Origin of the sequence: Bacillus cereus group sp. RP37 (genome assembly GCF_040459695.1) — a bacterium.
Classification (GTDB): Bacteria; Bacillota; Bacilli; order Bacillales; family Bacillaceae_G; genus Bacillus_A.
The window spans coordinates 2328306-2347842 of the sequence record NZ_JARVHP010000001.1 but is presented as its reverse complement, the minus strand read 5'-3'; the positions used below and the strand labels follow the sequence as shown (position 1 = coordinate 2347842).

The following is a 19537-nucleotide window of genomic DNA, read 5'->3' as shown; positions in this document are numbered from 1 at the left end:
GTAAAAAAAGCTGTTGAAAGGACTCCCCCTTCAACAGCTTCTCCATTATTATCGATATAAACGAACTGCACCTGCAGAATTATCATCTGCTTGTCCAACTACTTCAAATTTCAGTCCCAGCTTCGGTACTTTACGTCCTGCATCTGGGATTAAATCATTCATATACGATTTAGAGTCATCAAACTTCGTTACACCTGGTAATCCTTTGTAATCATATGTTCCACGTGTTGGAGATACAACTTTCCATGCTGGCGCTTGGTTAAAGGAGAACGCAGCATCTGCGATTTGGTATCGTGTACTATTTTTTACAGTTGGTTTGCCGTTTAGCGTTCCAACAATTGCTTCTGGGTGAGAGTCAACAACTCCTAAGAAACCTTCACCTGGATGTAGACCCACCCAATTATCTGTAAAGCTTGAGTCTGCATACCATACTACAAGACCTGTATTATATGGTACACCGCTACTATATTTTAACGCTTGATCAGCGCCAGCGTAGTTTCTCCACTCTAAATAGTAGTTATGTTTCTTCTTATCAAAACCATTTGATACAACGAAACCATTTAATTTTAATTTCGCTTCGCCTTCTGTATCATCAGAGAAGACGACATTTCCATCTACAGTTAATGTAGCGTTATCAAGCGTAAAACCGTTCGGTGCTAAACCACCATCTGTAATGTATTCGAATACTAGTTTTATTTTTTGACCTTTAAATTGGCTTAAGTCATATGACTTATCTACCCATTTACCATCCGTTGTGTCTAGACCATTTTTCACATTCTTTTCACCAATGCGATCCACTAACGTTTTCTTATCATCTTCTGTCACTGCATGTACTTCAAGGAAGTCATATTCTGTTTCAATTTCATACAATGTTTTGTAATCAAATTTCGCCTGTGTTGCATTTGTTAAATCAAACATTGGTGTTTCTAATGTTGTATGAAGATTATCGCCTTTTGTACTATAGTAATATTTCTTACCGAATGCAGGTTGAATACCCTTCACATCTTTATCTGGTAAGTTAACCCGAATCAGGCCAGGACGATTTGATTTCGTTACACTTTGATCTAAGTACGTCGCCAAACCGATACCGCGATTTAATTTATCATAGTCAACCTCTACAATATTTGCCCAGTTCCCACCCATGTTTTTTTGAAAATACTCTTTGTTTTGCGGAGAGAAACTCGGTGGCGTTGTACCTGCAATTTTACCAGCCCAACTACCGCCGCTCATAACAGACCAAGAGTTAATTGGCTCACCTGCTCCTGAGTACTTCGTATCATACTCATCTGGAAGGCCTAAATCATGACCAAATTCATGTGCGAATACACCAACTGCCCCATCTTCCGGCTCAATTGTGTAGTCGTATGCCGCCATTTTACCGCCCCAGTTATCAACCTTTGCTTTTGTTCCTTCAATTGGATATGGTGTTCCAAGGTTCCAGCGATGTGACCAAATTGCATCATCACCTAGTCTACCACCGCCTCCATCTTGTCCAACTCCAGCGTGAATGACCATTAAATGATCAATCAAACCATCTGGTTCGTTTTTATTGCCATCACCATTATTGTCATATTGGTCGTATTGGTCAAATTCAGATAAATCAATGCCACTTTCTACAGCTGCATTTAATGCTTCTTTTACAAAATCACGTGGTCCTTTTGGTCCTTTATTATCATGACCACCATCTCCAGCATCTGCCCCATAATCCGCCGCATTACCAGGAACTGTCAACCACTTTGTTACTGTCCCATCGACTGTATAACTGCCACCAGATTGCTCTTCATAATATTGTTTAAATGTTGGAACTTTTGAACCATCAAATAGTGTAAACGGCTCATTCCCAAATAACATTTTTTGATAATGTTCTGGATTAAAATCATTTGAATACATATAACCTGGTACTTGATCAATATTGTTATGCTTAAAGTCAGCAAACTCTACTAGCAATACTAGAACTTTATCTTTACGAACATCACCATTATATTGTTTTTGCTTCGCTGGAGTAGTTGGTACTTTGCCGTTTAATCCCCCTTTAACCGGCGCTTGTCCTACTACTGGGCCACTAGCAGGTTGATCAACTTTTTCTTTCGCATCTGCTTTTGCATCTTTAACTTTTTTCAAAAAGTCAAAAGCTTCTCTTGAGACACTATCCCCTGCTGGTTCTTTTCCAGCATTTTCACCTTTTTTCTTCTCTACGTATTTTTCAACAGCTTTTAATGTGTCTTCTTTCGATGCAGATTCACTAATTACCCCACGTTTCTTGAGCGCATCTGCTAAACGATCCTCTTGAACTACATTTTCATCAATTGGACTTACAGTTCCTGTATTAGACGGCGTTGCCGCATAAACAGATTGACTACCAAATCCAAATGTGCAACTAAGCACAGCTGTCGCCGCCAGCGTAGACAGCACCTTAAAAGGCTTTTTCTTCATCCCTATTCCTCCCCAATATTAAATACGTTATAACGTTTATATAATAATGAAAATTCAGATAATTTACAAGGTGTTGTCTGAATTTGTAATATTTTTGAAAATATTCTTTGTTTTAAATTCACATACATTCTGATTCATCAATGTTTCACGTAGTAACAACTGGTTTAAAAACATAAAAAGATCATCCACTACATATAGCGGATGATCTTTCATTTTAAACACAACTACAACACTTCAATATACCCTTCTGTTCCATGTACCCGAATTCGTTGCCCATCTTTTATTAATTTTGTAGCATTCTCTACCCCAACAACTGCTGGTAATCCATATTCACGTGCAATCACTGCTCCATGTGTCATGAGTCCACCAACTTCAGTGACTAACCCTTTTATAGACACAAATAACGGTGTCCAGCCCGGATCAGTAAAAGCAGTAACTAATATATCGCCCTCTTCTAAATTCGCATCTTCCATGTTTAAAATAACGCGTGCTCTTCCCTCTATAACTCCTGAAGAAACAGGCAAACCTACAATCGCATCAGCTGGGAGGTGTTCTCGTTTATATTTACCTGTAATGATTTCTCCATCAGACGTCATTACACGCGGAGGCGTTAGTTTTTCATATAATTTGTAATCATTTTTTTGTTTATGAATAAGCTCGTAATTTAGTTTATTTGTGCGGACAACTTCGTGAAGCTCTTCAAAAGTTAGATAGTATATATCTTCTATTTCATTAACAACCTTATTTTTCACAAGTTGCTCAGCTTCTTTCAGTAACGCCTGCTTATATATGAAATAACGATTAATCATGCCGTATTTTGGATATTCACGATAACCGATAAAATTACGGATATTACGAATCATTCGCTTCGTTTCTTCTACTTTTTGTTTTCCATCCGGCAATTGCTGCAATCGATCTAATAATTCTTCTTCTTTTTTCAAAGCTTCCTGTAGTCCTTCTTCAAACTTCCGCTTACTCGCACCATATTCAAAGTCTCTTATATTATTTAAAATCATCGGGATAATTGTAGTTGGCTTTTCACTCCAGCGCGTTTTCGTAATGTCAATTTCTCCGCTACATCTCATTCCGTATTTATTTAGAAAAGCATCGATTGCCTCTCGAGCTTTTTCCCCGCCTTTAAATTGAACTAATTCATCTAAAAAGCTATCATCTTCTATACATTGTAAATACGCAATGACTTCTGGATAAGGCCGAATCACATCAGCAACATCGAGTAATGCTAGCCCCATTTCAGACGTAATATTATTTTGTACCGATTGAGAAAGCGTGTCTGCTGCATTCTTTTCACCTAGCCATTGCTCCATTTTTTCATTGATCCATGTTGAAGCATTCATACCTGCCATAATGACAGCCATACTTTGCGGATGAAATAGTATTTTCTTTAATTGCTGAATATCTTCCAAAATAAAATCAAGTACATCCACCCCTGATTTCGTTTGCATGTTTTGTTTTAACTCTTCGATTGACGATTGACTAGTCTGTATTAAATTCGTAACGATTGCCGGATCATTTTCGATTTCTGGTTGCGAGCTTACAGGTGACCCACTTTTACCAACACTCTTTTCTGTTTCACCATCCGGTAACAATGTAATAAAATCATCTCGCTCGACTACAGTCGTTAATGCATCTTTAATAAGTGGTTCCGAATTCCCTATCGTATTTAATAAAAGTTCTCTACTAGTAGGCGAAGCCAATCTTTGTGCAACGTCAACAAACAACCTTCCCCCAGCATGAAACCTCTGTCCAAAAGATGTTAACTGGAATAAGGACATTCCTAATGGCTTCAAAGGATCGGTCATCATTTGCTGGTGACCAACCGATACATACACATGATTTTCCCCATCATTTGCTTCTGGTATTGGATATAAAGTCGTGATTGGGCGACTTTGGACAATATAAAATGTATCCCCAGCTAAACACCATTCGATATCTTGCGGACTACCAAAATAAGCTTCAATCTGTCTTCCGATCTGTGCTAGTTGTAAAATTTGTTGTTCAGACAATGTTGGAAGCTTTTGCTGAGCTGGATCAATCTGTTTCGTTTCTGTTCCGCCCTCTTTTAAGGCATAGATAGCTACTTTTTTAGTTGAAATCACCTTATCGACGATTTCGCCTTCTTTTACTTTATAATTATCGGCAGAGACGAGTCCTGATACTAACGCTTCACCAAGTCCAAAACTGGCATCGATTGATAACACCTTCCGGTTAGAAGTAATCGGATCAGCAGTAAATAAAATGCCCGAGGCCTGTGGGAATACCATTTTTTGAACGACAACACTTATAGAAACTTGGTTATGTTCAAAACCATTTTGCATACGGTACACGACTGCTCGCTCTGTAAATAAAGAAGCCCAGCACTTTCTTACATACTGCAAAATCGCTTCTTTCCCGATAATATTTAAATACGTATCTTGTTGACCAGCGAACGAGGCATACGGTAAATCTTCAGCCGTAGCACTAGAACGCACGGCATACGCATGTTCATTTCCAAAACGTGAGAGATAATGAGCTACCGCTTCCACTACATCAGAAGGGATTTCTACTGCCATAATAACTTCTCTAATCTTCTTACTACTTTCACCAATTTGAGCTCGGTCTTCACGTTTCAACTTTGTTAGCTGCTGCAACAAAGTTTGAAGCTCTTCATTTTGCTCGATGGCCTTTTCATATCCTACCGTTGTAACACAAAATCCTTCTGGCACTTGTATACCTTGCATGTTGGATAACTCTCCTAAATTCAATCCTTTTCCACCAACAAGTGAAAGCTGTGTTTTTTCTATTTCCTGAAAATCGAGAACGAAAGAACTCATTTGGCACCTCTCCTTACTATGCATGTGTTCTTGATTGTAGCAGTAGTACATGAGAAGAAACAGTCTATTTCGAACTTTATTTACGTGGTATAATTAAGTTAGGAAGAGATTAAAAAATGCCCCAGTTGCATAATGAAGCAACTGGGGCTTCTTATTTCCGTTTAATTTTAAATTATTATTTACTCACAACTAACTTCAATGTATTTCTGTTTTCCCGCTTTATTATAGAAACGCCATGAATTGTCACACACAATTCTTACCTCAACAAATGGTATACAACCCGAAATATGCTTTATTTTATCCTCCTGTGAGCCTTTTCACAGGAGCTTTTATTCATACATATATTATTTATAATGAATCATTTCTCCTATTTTTCAGAAGCATATTCTGTGTCATAATAACGCTTTTTAGAATTTATATATACCTTCTAATTTTTCTAAAAAAGGATGATTGTATTGGAAATGAAAGGGCTTCAAGGAATGTATGATGATGTTATTAGTTTAGGGGAAAATTGTTATACTGCTATCCATCTAAAAAAATATAAGCTGCGGAAATTTTCAGGTCCTCTAGATTGGTTTGTATCACCGAATCTTTCTTCTATCAACAAATTATTGAAAAATAATTTTGTAGACTTTATGGATTTAAAAAACATGCACGCAATGCCGGATCAAAATGTTGTGTTTAATGATGGCGTGATACAACCTGTTTTTTCTCATATTATAAAAGACACAAAATATAACGTAACATCTTATCACGATTTCCCTGTTATTCCAAATGAAGATTGGTTCATCACATACCATGATTTTAAACAAAAATTAGATCGAAGAATTGATAATTTTTACGAAAAACTTCATAATTCTCAATCTATTTTATTTGTTAGATGGGGTGGAAGCTTGACTGAAGCGCTAAAATTACAAACAATTTTATCAAATATTGTTAAAAATAATTTTAAGATCCTTTTCCTCTATCCAACAGGACTTGAGAATGAAATAAACGAATTAGAATGGGGGCTTGATCATGTTTTTCCCATTCAAGTTTCAAGTAATTATCTAAATAAAAGAACTTGGTATATCCTCTTAAAAGATATACACTTACACTCAAAATAATAAGTAGCTAATACTATGCAATTTAAATCATGAACAGTGGGGCTTCTCAGTTCCACGACGAAAGTAACTTTTCGTCTCCGCCCCACCATTGGGCTATCATCTTTCACATGCTTGAGGAAAAAATTTCTTTCGGTACATTCGTTAAAGATAAGATTATTAACCTTTCTCTTAGAAAATACAAATGCTAAACGTTCCAGATTTTCCCCTTCAGAATGATTGGTAGATGAACGAATCGTTCTAGGCAATAAGTTTAAAAATGAGCCTATTGCCTAGAAACATACTTTAATCAACCCCAATTACATCACCAAACTTAAATATTCTTTGATTATGAAAAGCATCAGTACAAATAATCGTCTCATTTAATGGATTTATATCAGCTACTGTTATGTAATTTTTATATAGATAGCCATTTTTATAATATGTAAGTAAAACCTCTTCCTCACCTAAATATGAAATTAACAGTTTATTTTCAATTCTTTCTTTTGCATCTTGTGTTAAGATTGGACGCGAAACCTTTGTTTGCTCCTGTATCATTTCTTTAATACAGGCGAACTGCTCTGGCATACTAGCAAACGGTTGCCACTTTACCATACCTCTTCCTTTTGGCATATTAGCATTCTTCACGATTTGTGCCCTCCTAATAATGTGTTTCTATATCTTGCTGTTGCGACGCTTGTGTAGGAAATCCCACGTAAAATACTGTTCTTACCAAATCGTGTTCGAATTTCGTCCATGACCTTCGTTAATCGCATTTCTTTTTCTCTTTGTATAATGTTATCGAAAAGTGAAATTTGCTCTTCTCCTTCATTTATTAAATTAGTTAGTGAAATACTTATTGATCGTATCGGTTCTCCTGTATGTCTCTCGTATAAAAAATAGGTACAAACATTATATATATCCATCGTTACATTTGTTGCTCTGTTTAACGTATGTGCTTTTTTTATTCCTCCTCCGTATTCCTTACTATATCCGACTGAAAAATGGATCGTTTGCGCGCATTTCTTTTCTCGTCTCAACCTGTAACAAACTTCCTCTATATGCTCTAATAAAATAACGGTGAACTCTTCTATCGCATAATCACGAAATAATATTTGGCTTTTTGCTATAGATGTTGTCGCTGGAACATATTTCTCTGCTATTCTGCTAAAATCAATCCCATTACTATGTAAATGTAATTCTTCTCCTATTACACCAAATGATTGTTTTAAATACTTCAATGGGTACTCTGCTAAATCCCCAATCGTATGTATACCTTTTCGATTTAATTTCATTTCCGTTTTATACGATATACCCCAAAATTTACTGAGCGGTCTAATGTCCCATAACTTCTCGGGTATATCGTCATATGTCCACTGCACTATTCCATCGCGATTCTTTTTTGCTTCCACATCCATCGCTACTTTACTCAATAATAAATTCGGACCAATACCAATCGTACTTTCAATTCGCGTACGTTCATATATTTCTCTCTTAAATTTTAATGCAAACTCACGCGGATTACTCGCAAACAAATGAATACTTGCGGTCATATCCATGAAAAACTCATCGATACTATATTGATGAAAATCTTCCGGCGCAACATACTGTAAAGCTAATCCTGTTATATAAGTTGAACACTTCATATACGTATGCATAATCGGATTCACAATAATAATATCCGGCCGCTTCGGTATTTCGTACAACCGTGCCATCTTCTTAATTCCTAACGCTTTTAATGGTGGTGTTGCCGCTAATACAATTGATCCACTCCGGTTTACATCTCCTACGACAGCCAATTTTGTATATCGTGGATCAAGTCCTTTTTTAATACATGACACGCTTGCATAAAAGCTACGAAGATCTACACATAAAATAATACGATTCGGTAAAAGAGAATAATCATACAAGGTTATCACTCCTCACAAAAGAACATTTGTTCTTATTATATACGAACTCACGTTCTTTTTAAAGGTATTTCTATGAAAATTTTGGTTAAAATAACCTTACAACTCTTTTTAAGAAAAACTTAAGAAAATCTCCCTTTATTCATAAGAATTTTTTTCTATACTGAAGCATGTAAATGAACAAGAGGAGAAACGATCATGAAGAAATTTGTAATTTGCATAGTAGGAATATGTCTTCCTATATACTTACTACCCTTCATATTACGCGGGGATTTAGACAGATTTAATCCGATTGCTGAAGAAAAAAATGTATACGCCATTGCGAAAGGATATGGCGTTCCCGATTACCATCATAAAGGAAGAGCTATGTACTCGCTAAACGGTGTTGATGAATTAAGGAATGAGAGAGAATATAAAGTGGGGACGAACACCCCTAATGATTTTATAAGAAAAACTTACTTAAAAATTCATGTGAAAGGAAAGTATGTGTATTCTTACGACATTATCACTGAAGAGGATATTCCGGAGAAAATTCGAGGGCGATTGGAAATAGCAGATAAATAAAAAAGCCTACTCGTATGAAGTGACCCCTAAAAGTTAGGCACGGTTAGTTCATTAGGCAGCTTGATAAAAGTGAGTCCGGTATTGTACCGGACTCATTTTTAATTTTGCCTTTATCCGTTTGGTATTATAATAATCTATATATTTTTCTAATTCTATTTCGAAATGCTCTACACTTTCAAACTCTTTTATGTAGAGAAATTCAGACTTCATGATTCCAAAGAAATTCTCCATTACTGCGTTGTCGTAACAGTTGCCTTTACGAGACATACTTTGTACGATATCTCTTTCTTGTAATGCGTGACGGTACTGTTTCATTTGATAATGCCAACCTTGATCTGAATGCATCAATAGTTGGTGACTTTCAGGTAAACATTCTAATGCTGTCTCTAACATTTCTGAAACAAGTGAGTATGTTGGTCTAGAGCCAATTGTATAAGTAATGATTTCACCATTATACAAGTCCAATACAGGGGATACATAAAGTTTCTCACCGAATAATTTAAATTCCGTAATATCGGTTACCCATTTTTCATTTGGCGCATCTGCCGTAAAATTACGCTCTAAAATATGGGGTGCAATTTTACCAACCGTTCCTTTATAAGATTTATATTTTTTCATACGTACAAGGCATTTTAAACCTAACTCTTTCATAATTCGTTGCACCTTTTTATGATTCACTATTTGATTACGGTTGGCTAATTCATCACGAATACGACGATATCCATAACGACCTTCGTGTTCATCATAAATCGCTTTAATTTCTACTTTTAAATCCGCATCTGGATCGATTCTATCCATTTGTTTTACATAAAAGTAATATGTGCTTCGAGGGATACCCGCTAACTTTACTAATTCTTTCACTTGAAACTCATGCCTTAATTCATAGACTACTTGTGCCTTATCTTGTTTGGTGATTTTTCCTTGTTTTGAACTAAGGCATTCAACTTTTTTAAATACGCGTTTTCCATACGTAAGCGTTCTAATTCAGCTTGTAACGCTTCAACTGAACCTTCTGCCGGAATTTTTTTCGTATCCTGTTTTGTGTTTTTATTTTTCATGGATGGACGCCCCTTTTTCTTTGGTTCAAGGGCATCTAAGCCACCTAATTCAAATTGCTTCTTCCATTGTGATAAACCGTTGTAAAAGAAGGAATCATGAATATAGCCGCTGTATCCATTAACGATATACCCGATTGAGCCATAAAATTTAGTACGTTTAGTTTAAACTCTACGGTGTAATTTGTATAGACCTCGTGTAAACCTTCTTCTCCATGGAGTTCGTATAAGCGCAACCAGTATTGAAATTGCGCATTTGTAATATGCATCTGTTTTGCATATTCTGCTTGAGAAATTGTTTTTGGATTAAATCCTTGAACGAGCTTTAACCTTGAATCCTTCGTAAATTTTGTCATAAAAAAACTGCACCTCCAATTGTTAGACTGTGTCTAACAATTGGGGTGCAGTTCAATGAGTTGGCTTTTTATTACCTCTCCCGTCTATCACTGTGTTAACTTAAGGGTGAAGCATTCTTTTGATAAATTTATCAAATTCATTGTTTTAATAACCATTCTTCAATTACTTTCACTGTTTCATCTCGTTGTGCTTTTGAAGTAATTAAACTCGCATTATCACCCTTTTGCTCACCATACATGCCAAAATTAGCATGGTTTCCCCCTTTTATCATATGCATAGTTGTATTCTTTGACATGAACTTTTTATTGTTCTCTATTTTTTCTACAGTTGCTAAAGCATCTACTTCTCCATAAATAGATAGCATCGGAATCGATTTCGTAGAGAAATCATCTGCGGGATAAGAACCTAAGAAAATGATTCCGCCTACTTTTTCTTCATGTTGAAAGGCATACTTAGAAATCATAGCTCCTCCCATTGAATGCCCAGCAACATACCATTTTTGAACTTCAGGATACTTTTCAATTACACTGTCTACCTCATCGATTCCAAGTATCGCTAAGTTTAATGGTAACTTAGGCATTACTACAAAATATCCATCTTTTGCAAGTGCTTCCCCTAAGTAACTATAAGCCTCAGCTTCTACTTTAGCTCCTTGATAAAAAATAACCCCTATTTTAGCATCTTTCTCTCCAAAAACTATATGATCTTCATCTTTTTTATCCTCCACTAACGACAAAGCCTCTTTCGTCGGTTTGTAACTAAACTGAGACCAAACAAAAAAACTAATACTTCCTATAAGTAAAATACCAAGTAAAGAGTACAGCGTAATTTTTATCCATTTCTTCACAAAGACGACCTCCCTAAGATGTATATATTCTATATTTTAGATTATCATTAATAAACATAAAAACTCGAGCATTTTTATTATGCTCAAGTTTTTATTTACTTCTTTAATTTATACTGTAAATTGTCCAAGATAAATATGTAGCAAATGCAGCCCATAAAAAATATGGGATTAGCAACCATGCCGATACTTTAGATAAATTAGAAGAAAACACAATAAGAATCAACGTAGTAATAGCGACTAGTAAACAATCTACTGTTGCTAAAAATAAATCTTTTTGACTGAATTGAAAGTAGCTGAACGCTTGATTGCACATATAATTTAAAAGGAATATAAACCAAAATGTTTTTGGCTTACATCCATATTTGTTGTAAATAATTGCAACGGATAATGCAATGAGTCCATATAATACAGCCCAAATCATTCCGATTGTCATGCCAGAAGGCGTCCAAGACGGCTTTTCTAGCGCATCGTACCAAGTGCGATCAATAGGAAATACAATACTAGAAACATAAAACAAACCATATGTTAGTAAAAATACTATAATACTAGATTTTTTCATAAACATTCTCCTTTTTAATAGAAGGTTTTAGAAACTCTATATGATTCGTATGCTCTTTCAATGAATACAACTTTAATACATAAATAGACATTATAACCTTTACATATCAAATTCATATTGACTCGTGTATTTTATATAAATTCTTTCATACTTTTATATGCACAAAGGGCTCTCTCTCGTGCTGCCTTATGATCAACAACTGGCAAAGGGTATGTATCTCCTAGCTTTATATTGGCTTTTTGTAAAATATGCTCAGGTGCTTCCCACGGTTTATGTATATATTTATTCGGTATATCTCTTAATTCTGGTACCCATTTTCTTATATACTCCCCATCTTTATCAAACTTTTCCCCTTGTGTGATTGGGTTAAAAATACGAAAGTACGGTGATGCATCTGCCCCACTTCCAGCAACCCATTGCCACCCCATTGTATTATTTGCAATATCAGCATCTAATAGTGTATCCATAAACCATTTTGCTCCTTCTTGCCACGGAATTAACAAATGCTTTACAAGAAAAGAGGCTACAGCCATTCTTGCTCGGTTATGCATAAAACCTGTTTGCCATAATTCCCTCATCCCCGCATCAATAAACGGATAACCAGTTTCACCTTTCTGCCATACTCTTAATAACTCCTCTTCATTACTCCACGGAAAATGTTCAAAGTTCTTATTAAGAGGTTTATATACTGTAAATGGATAATGATATAGCAAATAATAAGAAAACTCTCGCCAAATTAATTGACGTATAAAGCTATTCACTTGTTGTTCAAAAAGACTACATTGTTTTTCGTTACTTTTATTTATTAAGTAATGATACATTAGCTTTACTGATATTTGACCAAATGAAAGATACGGTGCCAACATCGAATGAGCATTTTGATTTGGAAAATCCCTTCCTTCACTATAAGAGACTAATTTGCTAGAGAAAAATTTCTTACATGTTTTGTATGCCCCTTCTTCTGTAGGCTCCCATATTGATTCCATATGAGATGTCCACGGTATAGTCGGCAGCAAGTGCAGCGCTGAAACAGGTAAGTTCACTGGTAAAGTGCTTATCCCCTTTATACTCTGCACTTTACTAGTAGGTTTAGGTATTACCTGCTTTTGAAATGCATTATAAAAGGGCGTAAAAACCTTATATTCAGTGTTATCTTTCTTTTTAATAATCCAAGGCTCTAATAATAAATGTGAATTAAATTCCTTACAGATCATACCTTCATCTTCTAACATCATTTTCATTTTTTGATTAGATTGTAATCTGTCCGGATCATAACAAATATTCCAATATACAGCCGTTATATTTAATTGCTCTATGAGAGAAAGTATTTCTTCCTGCGTATTTCCTTTACGAATTATTAAAGTAGAGCCAAATGCCTCAAGTTGCTTCTTTACATCTATTATTGCATGGTGTAACCACCACTTTGATGCCTCCCCCATTGAAAAAGCTTCATCTTGTACATATACTGGAAGGACCTCACCAGACTGAGCAGCCTCAAATAGAGCTGGGTTATCATATAAACGAAAATCTTTTTGAAACATAACGATAATTTTATTTTGCATGGCTACCCCTTCTGATTCTTAAAACATAATAAATTTTATTATACAACAGCAATTCATACATAAGAATTTATTTGTCCTTAATAAATTAGTTAACTTTTTCAACTATTTTATTAGTAGGAATTTTAATAACCGTTTCTTTTCCACCTGTTTTATCAATCATGAAGCCATGAACTTTAACATTAGAAGGTACTAGTGGATGATGACGAATCATATCTATACTCTTTTCAATATTTTCACTAACATTTTCTTTTCCACTTAGCCATTCCTCAAGGCTACCACTTGAAAATTCAGGCATGCAATTTTCAAAGAGATAGTCTAGTTCCCTGTTATTTTTTATGGAATCACGTTGAATTTGTAGATTAACTGCATCAGTTTCTTTATCCTCTATTCCGACAATAAAAATTTCTTCCACATTTTCTTGATAAATAGCAATAATGATAGATCTCATTATATCTCCATAAGGATGTACAATTACAGAATCGTAGCTGTGTATAGTCAACATGTTTTCTTGTTGAATGTTAGTTACTTGTTGGATAATAGGCTCTATTCCGTGTTCAATGTCTGTTAACAATAAAACCTTTTTATTCTTTGCATTCATATATAGCACTCCTTCTTCATGATTGTATTTATAAAACTTTTAAGCTAGTAACAATGATTCATTACATGATTGTTACCAGTTTTTCCAACGTCCCTCTGGATCAACACTTGCAAGTCTGACCCATCCATTTTGAACTTTTTCTCGAAATGTGAAATCATTATTTAGCAAGCGTTCTATATATTCAATAGGCGCTTGAATTACAATTAGTAAACGAAGTGGTGAGTGATACGTCTCACTATCTGACTGCATAACGGATTGCCAAGGTAAGCCTGATAACAAATCACTTGCATTTCCCTGCATAACACCGAGACCTGCCGTAACGGTTTGGGTTGTTTTGTTTCCACTACCATAATAATGAGGAGCTACAGTTGAAGCGTAATATTGTAGATTTATCCACTGCGCTACTGTTCCTGGTCCCGCTATAATGTTAGCTAATATATCACCACTTTCATCCTGTTTCCAATCATAATTATGAAGGAAAGCCCTACCTTCTAAGTCACAATCCTGAGTCAATTCACGCTGCCCGATAATAAAAGATGCATTACAAGCTAATCCCCATTCCGGACGTATTTCACTCCAATCTTCTGCAAATCGATGTGCCTCTTTACTCGCATTTTTTATTTTCGTTTTAAAATTTGGTAATTGCGTTAAACGCTCTCTATTTGCCTCTTGGCTCACATTTGGCATAATCGACTCAATACAATCAAATGCTTCTTGCGCAGCTTCCGAAAGTTCTGGGACGTAAATCCATTCCAATTCATCCACGGTTGTTTTATGTTCAGCTGCTGCAAAAATGGTGTCCTCAGGAATTTTAATTCCTTCAGCAGACAACGCCTCTCTTACTTCTGGAAGGTTACATAAAGTAGCGAAAACTCTTGCATTGAATCCTCCCGCTGCTCCCCCACACGCACCACACTCAAGTGCTGCAGCATAAGGATTGTTCGTACTTTGACTACTGTGTCCGCACATTACAACTAAAGGAGCAAATTTTTCTGTCAGTCCCACCATTTTTAAAGCTTGACGCACATAGTTCACTTTTTCTTCTTTCGTAAAACCGATAGGTATCTCACCTTTTGTGTTATGAACATGATTAAGCGAGAATGTTGTATCCGGTTTTTGTAACATCGTTTTGCGAAGGTTACGAATGAAACCACCAACTCCTCTTGGGACAAAGCTTCTTGTCACCATCTGTAGACCAAGTAAAGGACCACTTAACTCAGGTAGCGCCATACTTGTCAGTACGTTCTGTTTCATCGTTTTAAATGTATAACGCACCGAACTACCTACCCTCTTACGTTGCTCATAAGATTTAAGTTCACTTTCATTTGTGAGCTCTTTTATTTGATGTTTCGGTTTTAGTATAACTGGCAAAGAAGGGTGGCTGTTATTACTGCCTAGTTCACTAGTCGCAATTGGTAACCCAAAGAAACCAGCTATTCCAAACGTTTCAAACGGACCTAATTTTTCAAGGTGGCGACGAAACGGTTCTGAACGTACATCAATACAAAATGCTAATTGAGCTACTACACGCTTTTTATCATTAGTTGCACGTTGTTTAGAAGAAATCTTCTTCTTTAATTGCTCTGCATGCGTCTGTTCCCAAGCTTCCAGCCAAAGTTTCTTACGAATGTTTTCATCAAAACAATAAGCAAATGCTAATAATTCGCTTTGTTCAGCGGCAGACATTTGTAACCATTCCCGTGTTGAAATATCCCCCCAATAGATCCAAGAAGCTATAAGTGGGACAATCGAAACTTTTTTCTCAGCCTTTTGATTTTTTAAAGGTAAATAAGGTTTTACAATAGCCAGCTCCATTGAAATTCGAACTGCTAAATATTCTATAACGAGTGCCTGTTCCTTAATTGATTGTTGGGAGCGCCATCGTATCATTCCTGCCCACCCAGGCAAAGAAAGTAAGTGCCCTTCAAGGTAAGCTTGCCTGTTAGATGCAGGAATTCCTAGTTCAGATAATGCTTTTGTTAAAGCTCCCTGGGCATCCTGTGGCCAATCTTTTAAAACTTTACGCTCATTTTTACTGAGCGCTGGATCAAATGTAATAAGGTGGTGCCATGCACGATAAAAACCTTTCTCACGGTTTGGCATCGTCCAACTTGCCCCGGAGTCATCAAGATATAATTTACACCATTTAATGATGTGATAATTAAGAATATCAGATAGGTTGTCACCATTTTGATTCTCCATAAGTGAACTGATTGGTTGCATAGAAGAGTCTTCCATACTCCCTGTATTTACATAACTCATTTCCTTTGCGAATTTATTTAATTCTGGCGATGATAATAAACTAGAAGGTAATCTCTCTAACTTTAAAGCTTCTTGGCAAAAACGCTCCTCTCTCTCTCGCGGAATATGAAAAGATTGTGAATCAAGCCAACGAGACAAGCCAATTTGTAAAAATGTTTCCTCAATCTCACCTTTCGCCTTTGCCGAATGAATCATGGAGGCACTAGGATAAATATCTACATTACGAGCTTCTTTTAACCAATTTGCGACTTGTTCAAATGATTGCTTTTCAAGCCCCATCCAAGGGTGATGAGCCGCAAATGTAGAGATAGGCCAAAGTGGCGCAATAACTCGGCTAGCAGATGTAACTAGATCATTTATATTATTTTCTTGTATATCAATGTTTGTATCTTTCTTTTTTAAAGTTTCTTTCGTTACGATTGACTGTATGCTCATCACGAATTACCTCCCTTTGATACATAATGTTTCAGATAGCTTGGATGACTTTCTACTGACTTTTGTCTCGCTTCACCTACTCGAACGAACCAAAGATACATTACAGCAAATATTGTAGAAGATTGATTACGAGTAACGAGAGTACTAATAGCACTACCAAATAATAAGAGACTTATAACAAAAATAACGGCTGAAGCCGACGGTTGAGCATTCTGAAAAATGTCAGTATGCAACCATTTATAAAGAGAGTTATGAACAGTAAAGTAAATGAGAGAAAATCCACTCAAAACTATTAAGCCGGCAATTCGTCCCATTCTTCCCTCTCCAAAAACAACAAGCTGTTTCCACGAGAAGTATAATGACCACCCTAAGATTAACGCACTAACTAATTCATACCCCTCTCCAGAAGTCGTAAACCAGAAAGCAATTGCTATAAATAATCCTAAAACACGTCCGAACATAATCCATAAATTGGACATCTTTTCATTATTAGATTGCTTCACTCCCTCAAAACGTTGTACGGAAGAACCAGCTTGTAAAAACAGTGTGGCTTTAAATAAACCGTGTAAAATTAAATGAATAACAGCTGCTAAATAAGCGCCTAATGCACATTGAATCAGCATAAATCCCATTTGTGCAATAGTGGATCCTACTAGCTGACGTTTATAATCAACTTGAACTAAACTAATTCCTGTTCCTATTAAGACAGAAATACTAGAGAAAATTAGTAAAATGATTTGTGCAATATCATCATGAAAAAGTGGCGAAAATCTAGTTAATATGATACCGCCAGCATTTACTAAACCCGCATGCATAATAGCAGAAACAGGAGTTGGAGCAACAGCTGATTCAATTAACCATCTGTGAAAAGGCCATTGTGCTGCTGGAATCATCACAGCTACTATAATCAATAAGTTAATTCCTGTTTTCTCCAATGTTCCAAATTGAGCTACATTTTCATTCGTTAAAACGGATGTTAACTGCCACTGTCCAGTTATTTGAAACAACCAAATGATAGCTGCTAGTAAGGCAATCCAACTTATTGTAAATAAATAGCCTGAGATTTTTGTTGCTTCACTAACTACTTTCCACCCTTTATTTAGCCCTATGAGTAGTACCAATCCTATAAGAGTTGCGCCCCAACAAATAATCATGAAGCGAAGATCATCACTTAACCATGCAACTGAAGATACACCTGTAGTAAATGTAAAAAGTGCAAAGTATTTTCGATATGAGCGATCCCCCATTAAGTAACGTACAGAAAAGCGCTGAATGATTAAACCAATTGTAAGAACAAAGAAAGCCATTAACCAAGCTAAAGTATCTAGATGCCAAGGCCCCACAACTCTATCTCCATTGTTATTAACAAGTACAAGTAAAGAAACCAATGAAGGCAAAGCAGCAATACCAATATGGATATGAACAAAACGTAAAGGCATCCTTGCATGTAAAAACAACAATCCACTTAACCAAGAAGCACTAAGCGCGATAAAAAATAATGTTAACAGTGTTGATGAACTCAGCGAAATTAACATGTAAAATACTCCCTTCCAAACGAAAATAACCTATAAAAATTCCTTTTCATTACGATGATTTTTTTAATTTCAATTTTCATTCACTCTTTTTCGTACATCGTTTTTTCCATAAAAAAAACCGACAACTTCCATAATTCAATGATTTTATATCATCATTGAATTATGGAGATTGTCGGTTTCACTTCAACTAACTTCAATAAAGTTTTTTGAAGAGCTCCCATTTTATAGCGGATAATAATGTATGTATTACTCCTATTAAAAATAACAGTATATCTCTGATCTCCTAGATTATGCAATCAATATATCAATTTATGTTATGCGCTATCTTTCAATTAAGAAACCTTTTCATTTAGTCAATATTACATATTAAAAAAATGCTAAAGCCTTAATTATAGCAAACAGTTAAAATAAGCATCTATTAATTTTTAAAACAATTATAAGATAAACCATATTAAGCTGTTTGTCAATTTATTTATCCATTTTTTCAAGCGTTATTTCAATCAAAATTCATTATACGTAAATAATTTCAAGTTTTTAATTATTATCATGTTAATAAATATAAATAAAGTGCAAAACTTTTAGGTTTCTTAATTATCTCCCACTAACACTACGGTGGTTTTAATTTTTAAAACTTTTCCTCAAGATTATGAAACAATTTAAAAATCATTACTCGCTCACCTGTACGCGAACTTATATCCGTATGAAAACTTTTCACTTTTTCTCCAGTTAATTCTAGTATGATCTCTTTCAAATCGTCAATTCCAGATTCAACTAGCTCCGAACGATTTTTCTTTATCGTTAGCATACCGTCTTTCGTTTCGCAAACAGTATATTCAGCCGGTGTTAAAATACCTTGTAAATTTACGATAATCATATCTCGTAATATATCTGTCTTAACGGATATAGATCCACGTCCTAGGTAGTCCTTCTCCCAGTGCGTAATTGCTTTGCTTATCTCTGATTCAATAGAGCCTTTTGAGTTTTTCATCTATGTATCCTCCTTCAATAAAATGTAATTACATTTATAATTACAATAACAATATAATAATCTTGATTGATTCTATTTTCAATTACTAAGATGACATTCTTGAACATTTTTTATTTTGAACCTCTCCATAATGAGACGATTTGAATAACTATTTTTTTCATCTCAATTATTTTCCACTTTGCTTCTTCTAGTTAAACGAAAAATTGGCATCTTTTATAATAATGAAATTCATTTTTATTATTTTTGAATAACTTGTTCTGTTGGGTTGATAGGCATAAAATATCATCATATCGTTATCTAGCTAAACTTATGAAAAGTCAATTTTAAGTGCGATTTTTTTCTAATGGTTATATATAGGGAATGTAAAGATTCATACATATTTAATCCGCTTGCCGCAGAAAAAAATGTATATGTCATTGCGAAGAGATATGTACTAACTAAAAAAGTGTTGGGGCATGTGGAAATGAGGAAGGATATGGAATAAGAACGAACACGCTGATGATTTTATAAAAAACTTACTTA

Annotated in this window: 13 protein-coding genes and 1 pseudogene; 2 read left to right on the top strand and 12 right to left on the bottom strand. The window is 35.3% G+C overall.

Annotated features, from left to right (window positions below; all coding sequences use genetic code 11):
• Positions 1–48: 48 nt before the first annotated feature.
• Both QCI44_RS12445 and ppsA read right to left on the bottom strand, forming a co-directional pair.
• Positions 49–2433: an immune inhibitor A domain-containing protein gene (locus tag QCI44_RS12445; protein WP_199641919.1), complete on the bottom strand. Its 2385-nt coding sequence runs from the start codon at positions 2431–2433 to the stop codon at positions 49–51.
• A 224-nt stretch (positions 2434–2657) separates the two neighbouring features.
• Positions 2658–5264: a phosphoenolpyruvate synthase gene (gene ppsA, locus QCI44_RS12440; RefSeq protein WP_116363719.1), complete on the bottom strand. Its 2607-nt coding sequence runs from the start codon at positions 5262–5264 to the stop codon at positions 2658–2660.
• Positions 5265–5710: 446 nt separating this feature from the next.
• Between ppsA and QCI44_RS12435 the strand changes: the two genes are divergently transcribed.
• Positions 5711–6370 carry a DUF1796 family putative cysteine peptidase gene (locus QCI44_RS12435; protein ID WP_353811159.1) on the top strand — a complete coding sequence of 220 codons (660 nt, stop codon included), beginning with the start codon at positions 5711–5713 and terminating at the stop codon, positions 6368–6370.
• A gap of 282 nt (positions 6371–6652) precedes the next feature.
• Here QCI44_RS12435 and QCI44_RS12430 read toward each other — a convergent pair whose 3' ends face one another.
• A complete protein-coding gene (locus tag QCI44_RS12430; protein WP_016136762.1) occupies positions 6653–6994 on the bottom strand; it encodes a YolD-like family protein in 342 nt (113 codons plus the stop codon).
• On the bottom strand, positions 6991–8256 hold the full coding sequence (locus QCI44_RS12425) for a Y-family DNA polymerase (RefSeq protein ID WP_098486860.1): 1266 nt from the start codon (positions 8254–8256) through the stop codon (positions 6991–6993). The genes QCI44_RS12430 and QCI44_RS12425 overlap by 4 nt, the downstream gene beginning before the upstream one ends.
• A gap of 195 nt (positions 8257–8451) precedes the next feature.
• On the opposite strand from QCI44_RS12425, the gene QCI44_RS12420 reads away from it, so the two are divergent.
• Positions 8452–8817, top strand: a complete 366-nt coding sequence (locus QCI44_RS12420; RefSeq protein ID WP_353811158.1) for a YxeA family protein — start codon at positions 8452–8454, stop codon at positions 8815–8817.
• 51 nt (positions 8818–8868) lie between these two features.
• Here QCI44_RS12420 and QCI44_RS12415 read toward each other — a convergent pair.
• The 8 genes and pseudogenes from QCI44_RS12415 to QCI44_RS12380 form a co-directional block, all read right to left on the bottom strand.
• A pseudogene (locus tag QCI44_RS12415) lies at positions 8869–10228 on the bottom strand (IS3 family transposase).
• 137 nt (positions 10229–10365) lie between these two features.
• Positions 10366–11076: an alpha/beta hydrolase gene (locus tag QCI44_RS12410; RefSeq protein WP_016087268.1), complete on the bottom strand. Its 711-nt coding sequence runs from the start codon at positions 11074–11076 to the stop codon at positions 10366–10368.
• A gap of 103 nt (positions 11077–11179) precedes the next feature.
• Positions 11180–11635 carry a TspO/MBR family protein gene (locus QCI44_RS12405; RefSeq protein WP_016087267.1) on the bottom strand — a complete coding sequence of 152 codons (456 nt, stop codon included), beginning with the start codon at positions 11633–11635 and terminating at the stop codon, positions 11180–11182.
• A 131-nt stretch (positions 11636–11766) separates the two neighbouring features.
• Positions 11767–13197 carry a cryptochrome/photolyase family protein gene (locus tag QCI44_RS12400; RefSeq protein WP_016134860.1) on the bottom strand — a complete coding sequence of 477 codons (1431 nt, stop codon included), beginning with the start codon at positions 13195–13197 and terminating at the stop codon, positions 11767–11769.
• Positions 13198–13282: 85 nt separating this feature from the next.
• Complete coding sequence (locus QCI44_RS12395; RefSeq protein WP_016087264.1) at positions 13283–13795, bottom strand: carbonic anhydrase; 513 nt, start codon at positions 13793–13795, stop codon at positions 13283–13285.
• 72 nt (positions 13796–13867) lie between these two features.
• A complete protein-coding gene (locus QCI44_RS12390; protein WP_353811157.1) occupies positions 13868–16492 on the bottom strand; it encodes a DUF2309 domain-containing protein in 2625 nt (874 codons plus the stop codon).
• The gene (locus tag QCI44_RS12385; RefSeq protein ID WP_116363701.1) at positions 16492–18027 is read right to left on the bottom strand and encodes an NADH dehydrogenase subunit 5; all 1536 of its coding nucleotides are present in this window, start codon (positions 18025–18027) and stop codon (positions 16492–16494) included. The genes QCI44_RS12390 and QCI44_RS12385 overlap by 1 nt, the downstream gene beginning before the upstream one ends.
• Positions 18028–18652: 625 nt before the next feature.
• The gene (locus tag QCI44_RS12380; protein ID WP_000798158.1) at positions 18653–19015 is read right to left on the bottom strand and encodes a Na-translocating system protein MpsC family protein; all 363 of its coding nucleotides are present in this window, start codon (positions 19013–19015) and stop codon (positions 18653–18655) included.
• Between the last annotated feature and the right edge of the window lie 522 nt (positions 19016–19537).

Bases quoted from the DNA above. Each gene is read 5' to 3' on its own strand.
- QCI44_RS12445 (WP_199641919.1), bottom strand. From the start codon at position 2,433: ATGAAGAAAAAGCCTTTTAAGGTGCTGTCTACGCTGGCGGCGACAGCT.
- ppsA (WP_116363719.1), bottom strand. From the start codon at position 5,264: ATGAGTTCTTTCGTTCTCGATTTTCAGGAAATAGAAAAAACACAGCTT.
- QCI44_RS12435 (WP_353811159.1), top strand. From the start codon at position 5,711: ATGATTGTATTGGAAATGAAAGGGCTTCAAGGAATGTATGATGATGTT.
- QCI44_RS12420 (WP_353811158.1), top strand. From the start codon at position 8,452: ATGAAGAAATTTGTAATTTGCATAGTAGGAATATGTCTTCCTATATAC.
- QCI44_RS12405 (WP_016087267.1), bottom strand. From the start codon at position 11,635: ATGAAAAAATCTAGTATTATAGTATTTTTACTAACATATGGTTTGTTT.
- QCI44_RS12400 (WP_016134860.1), bottom strand. From the start codon at position 13,197: ATGCAAAATAAAATTATCGTTATGTTTCAAAAAGATTTTCGTTTATAT.
- QCI44_RS12395 (WP_016087264.1), bottom strand. From the start codon at position 13,795: ATGAATGCAAAGAATAAAAAGGTTTTATTGTTAACAGACATTGAACAC.
- QCI44_RS12390 (WP_353811157.1), bottom strand. From the start codon at position 16,492: ATGAGCATACAGTCAATCGTAACGAAAGAAACTTTAAAAAAGAAAGAT.
- QCI44_RS12385 (WP_116363701.1), bottom strand. From the start codon at position 18,027: ATGTTAATTTCGCTGAGTTCATCAACACTGTTAACATTATTTTTTATC.
- QCI44_RS12380 (WP_000798158.1), bottom strand. From the start codon at position 19,015: ATGAAAAACTCAAAAGGCTCTATTGAATCAGAGATAAGCAAAGCAATT.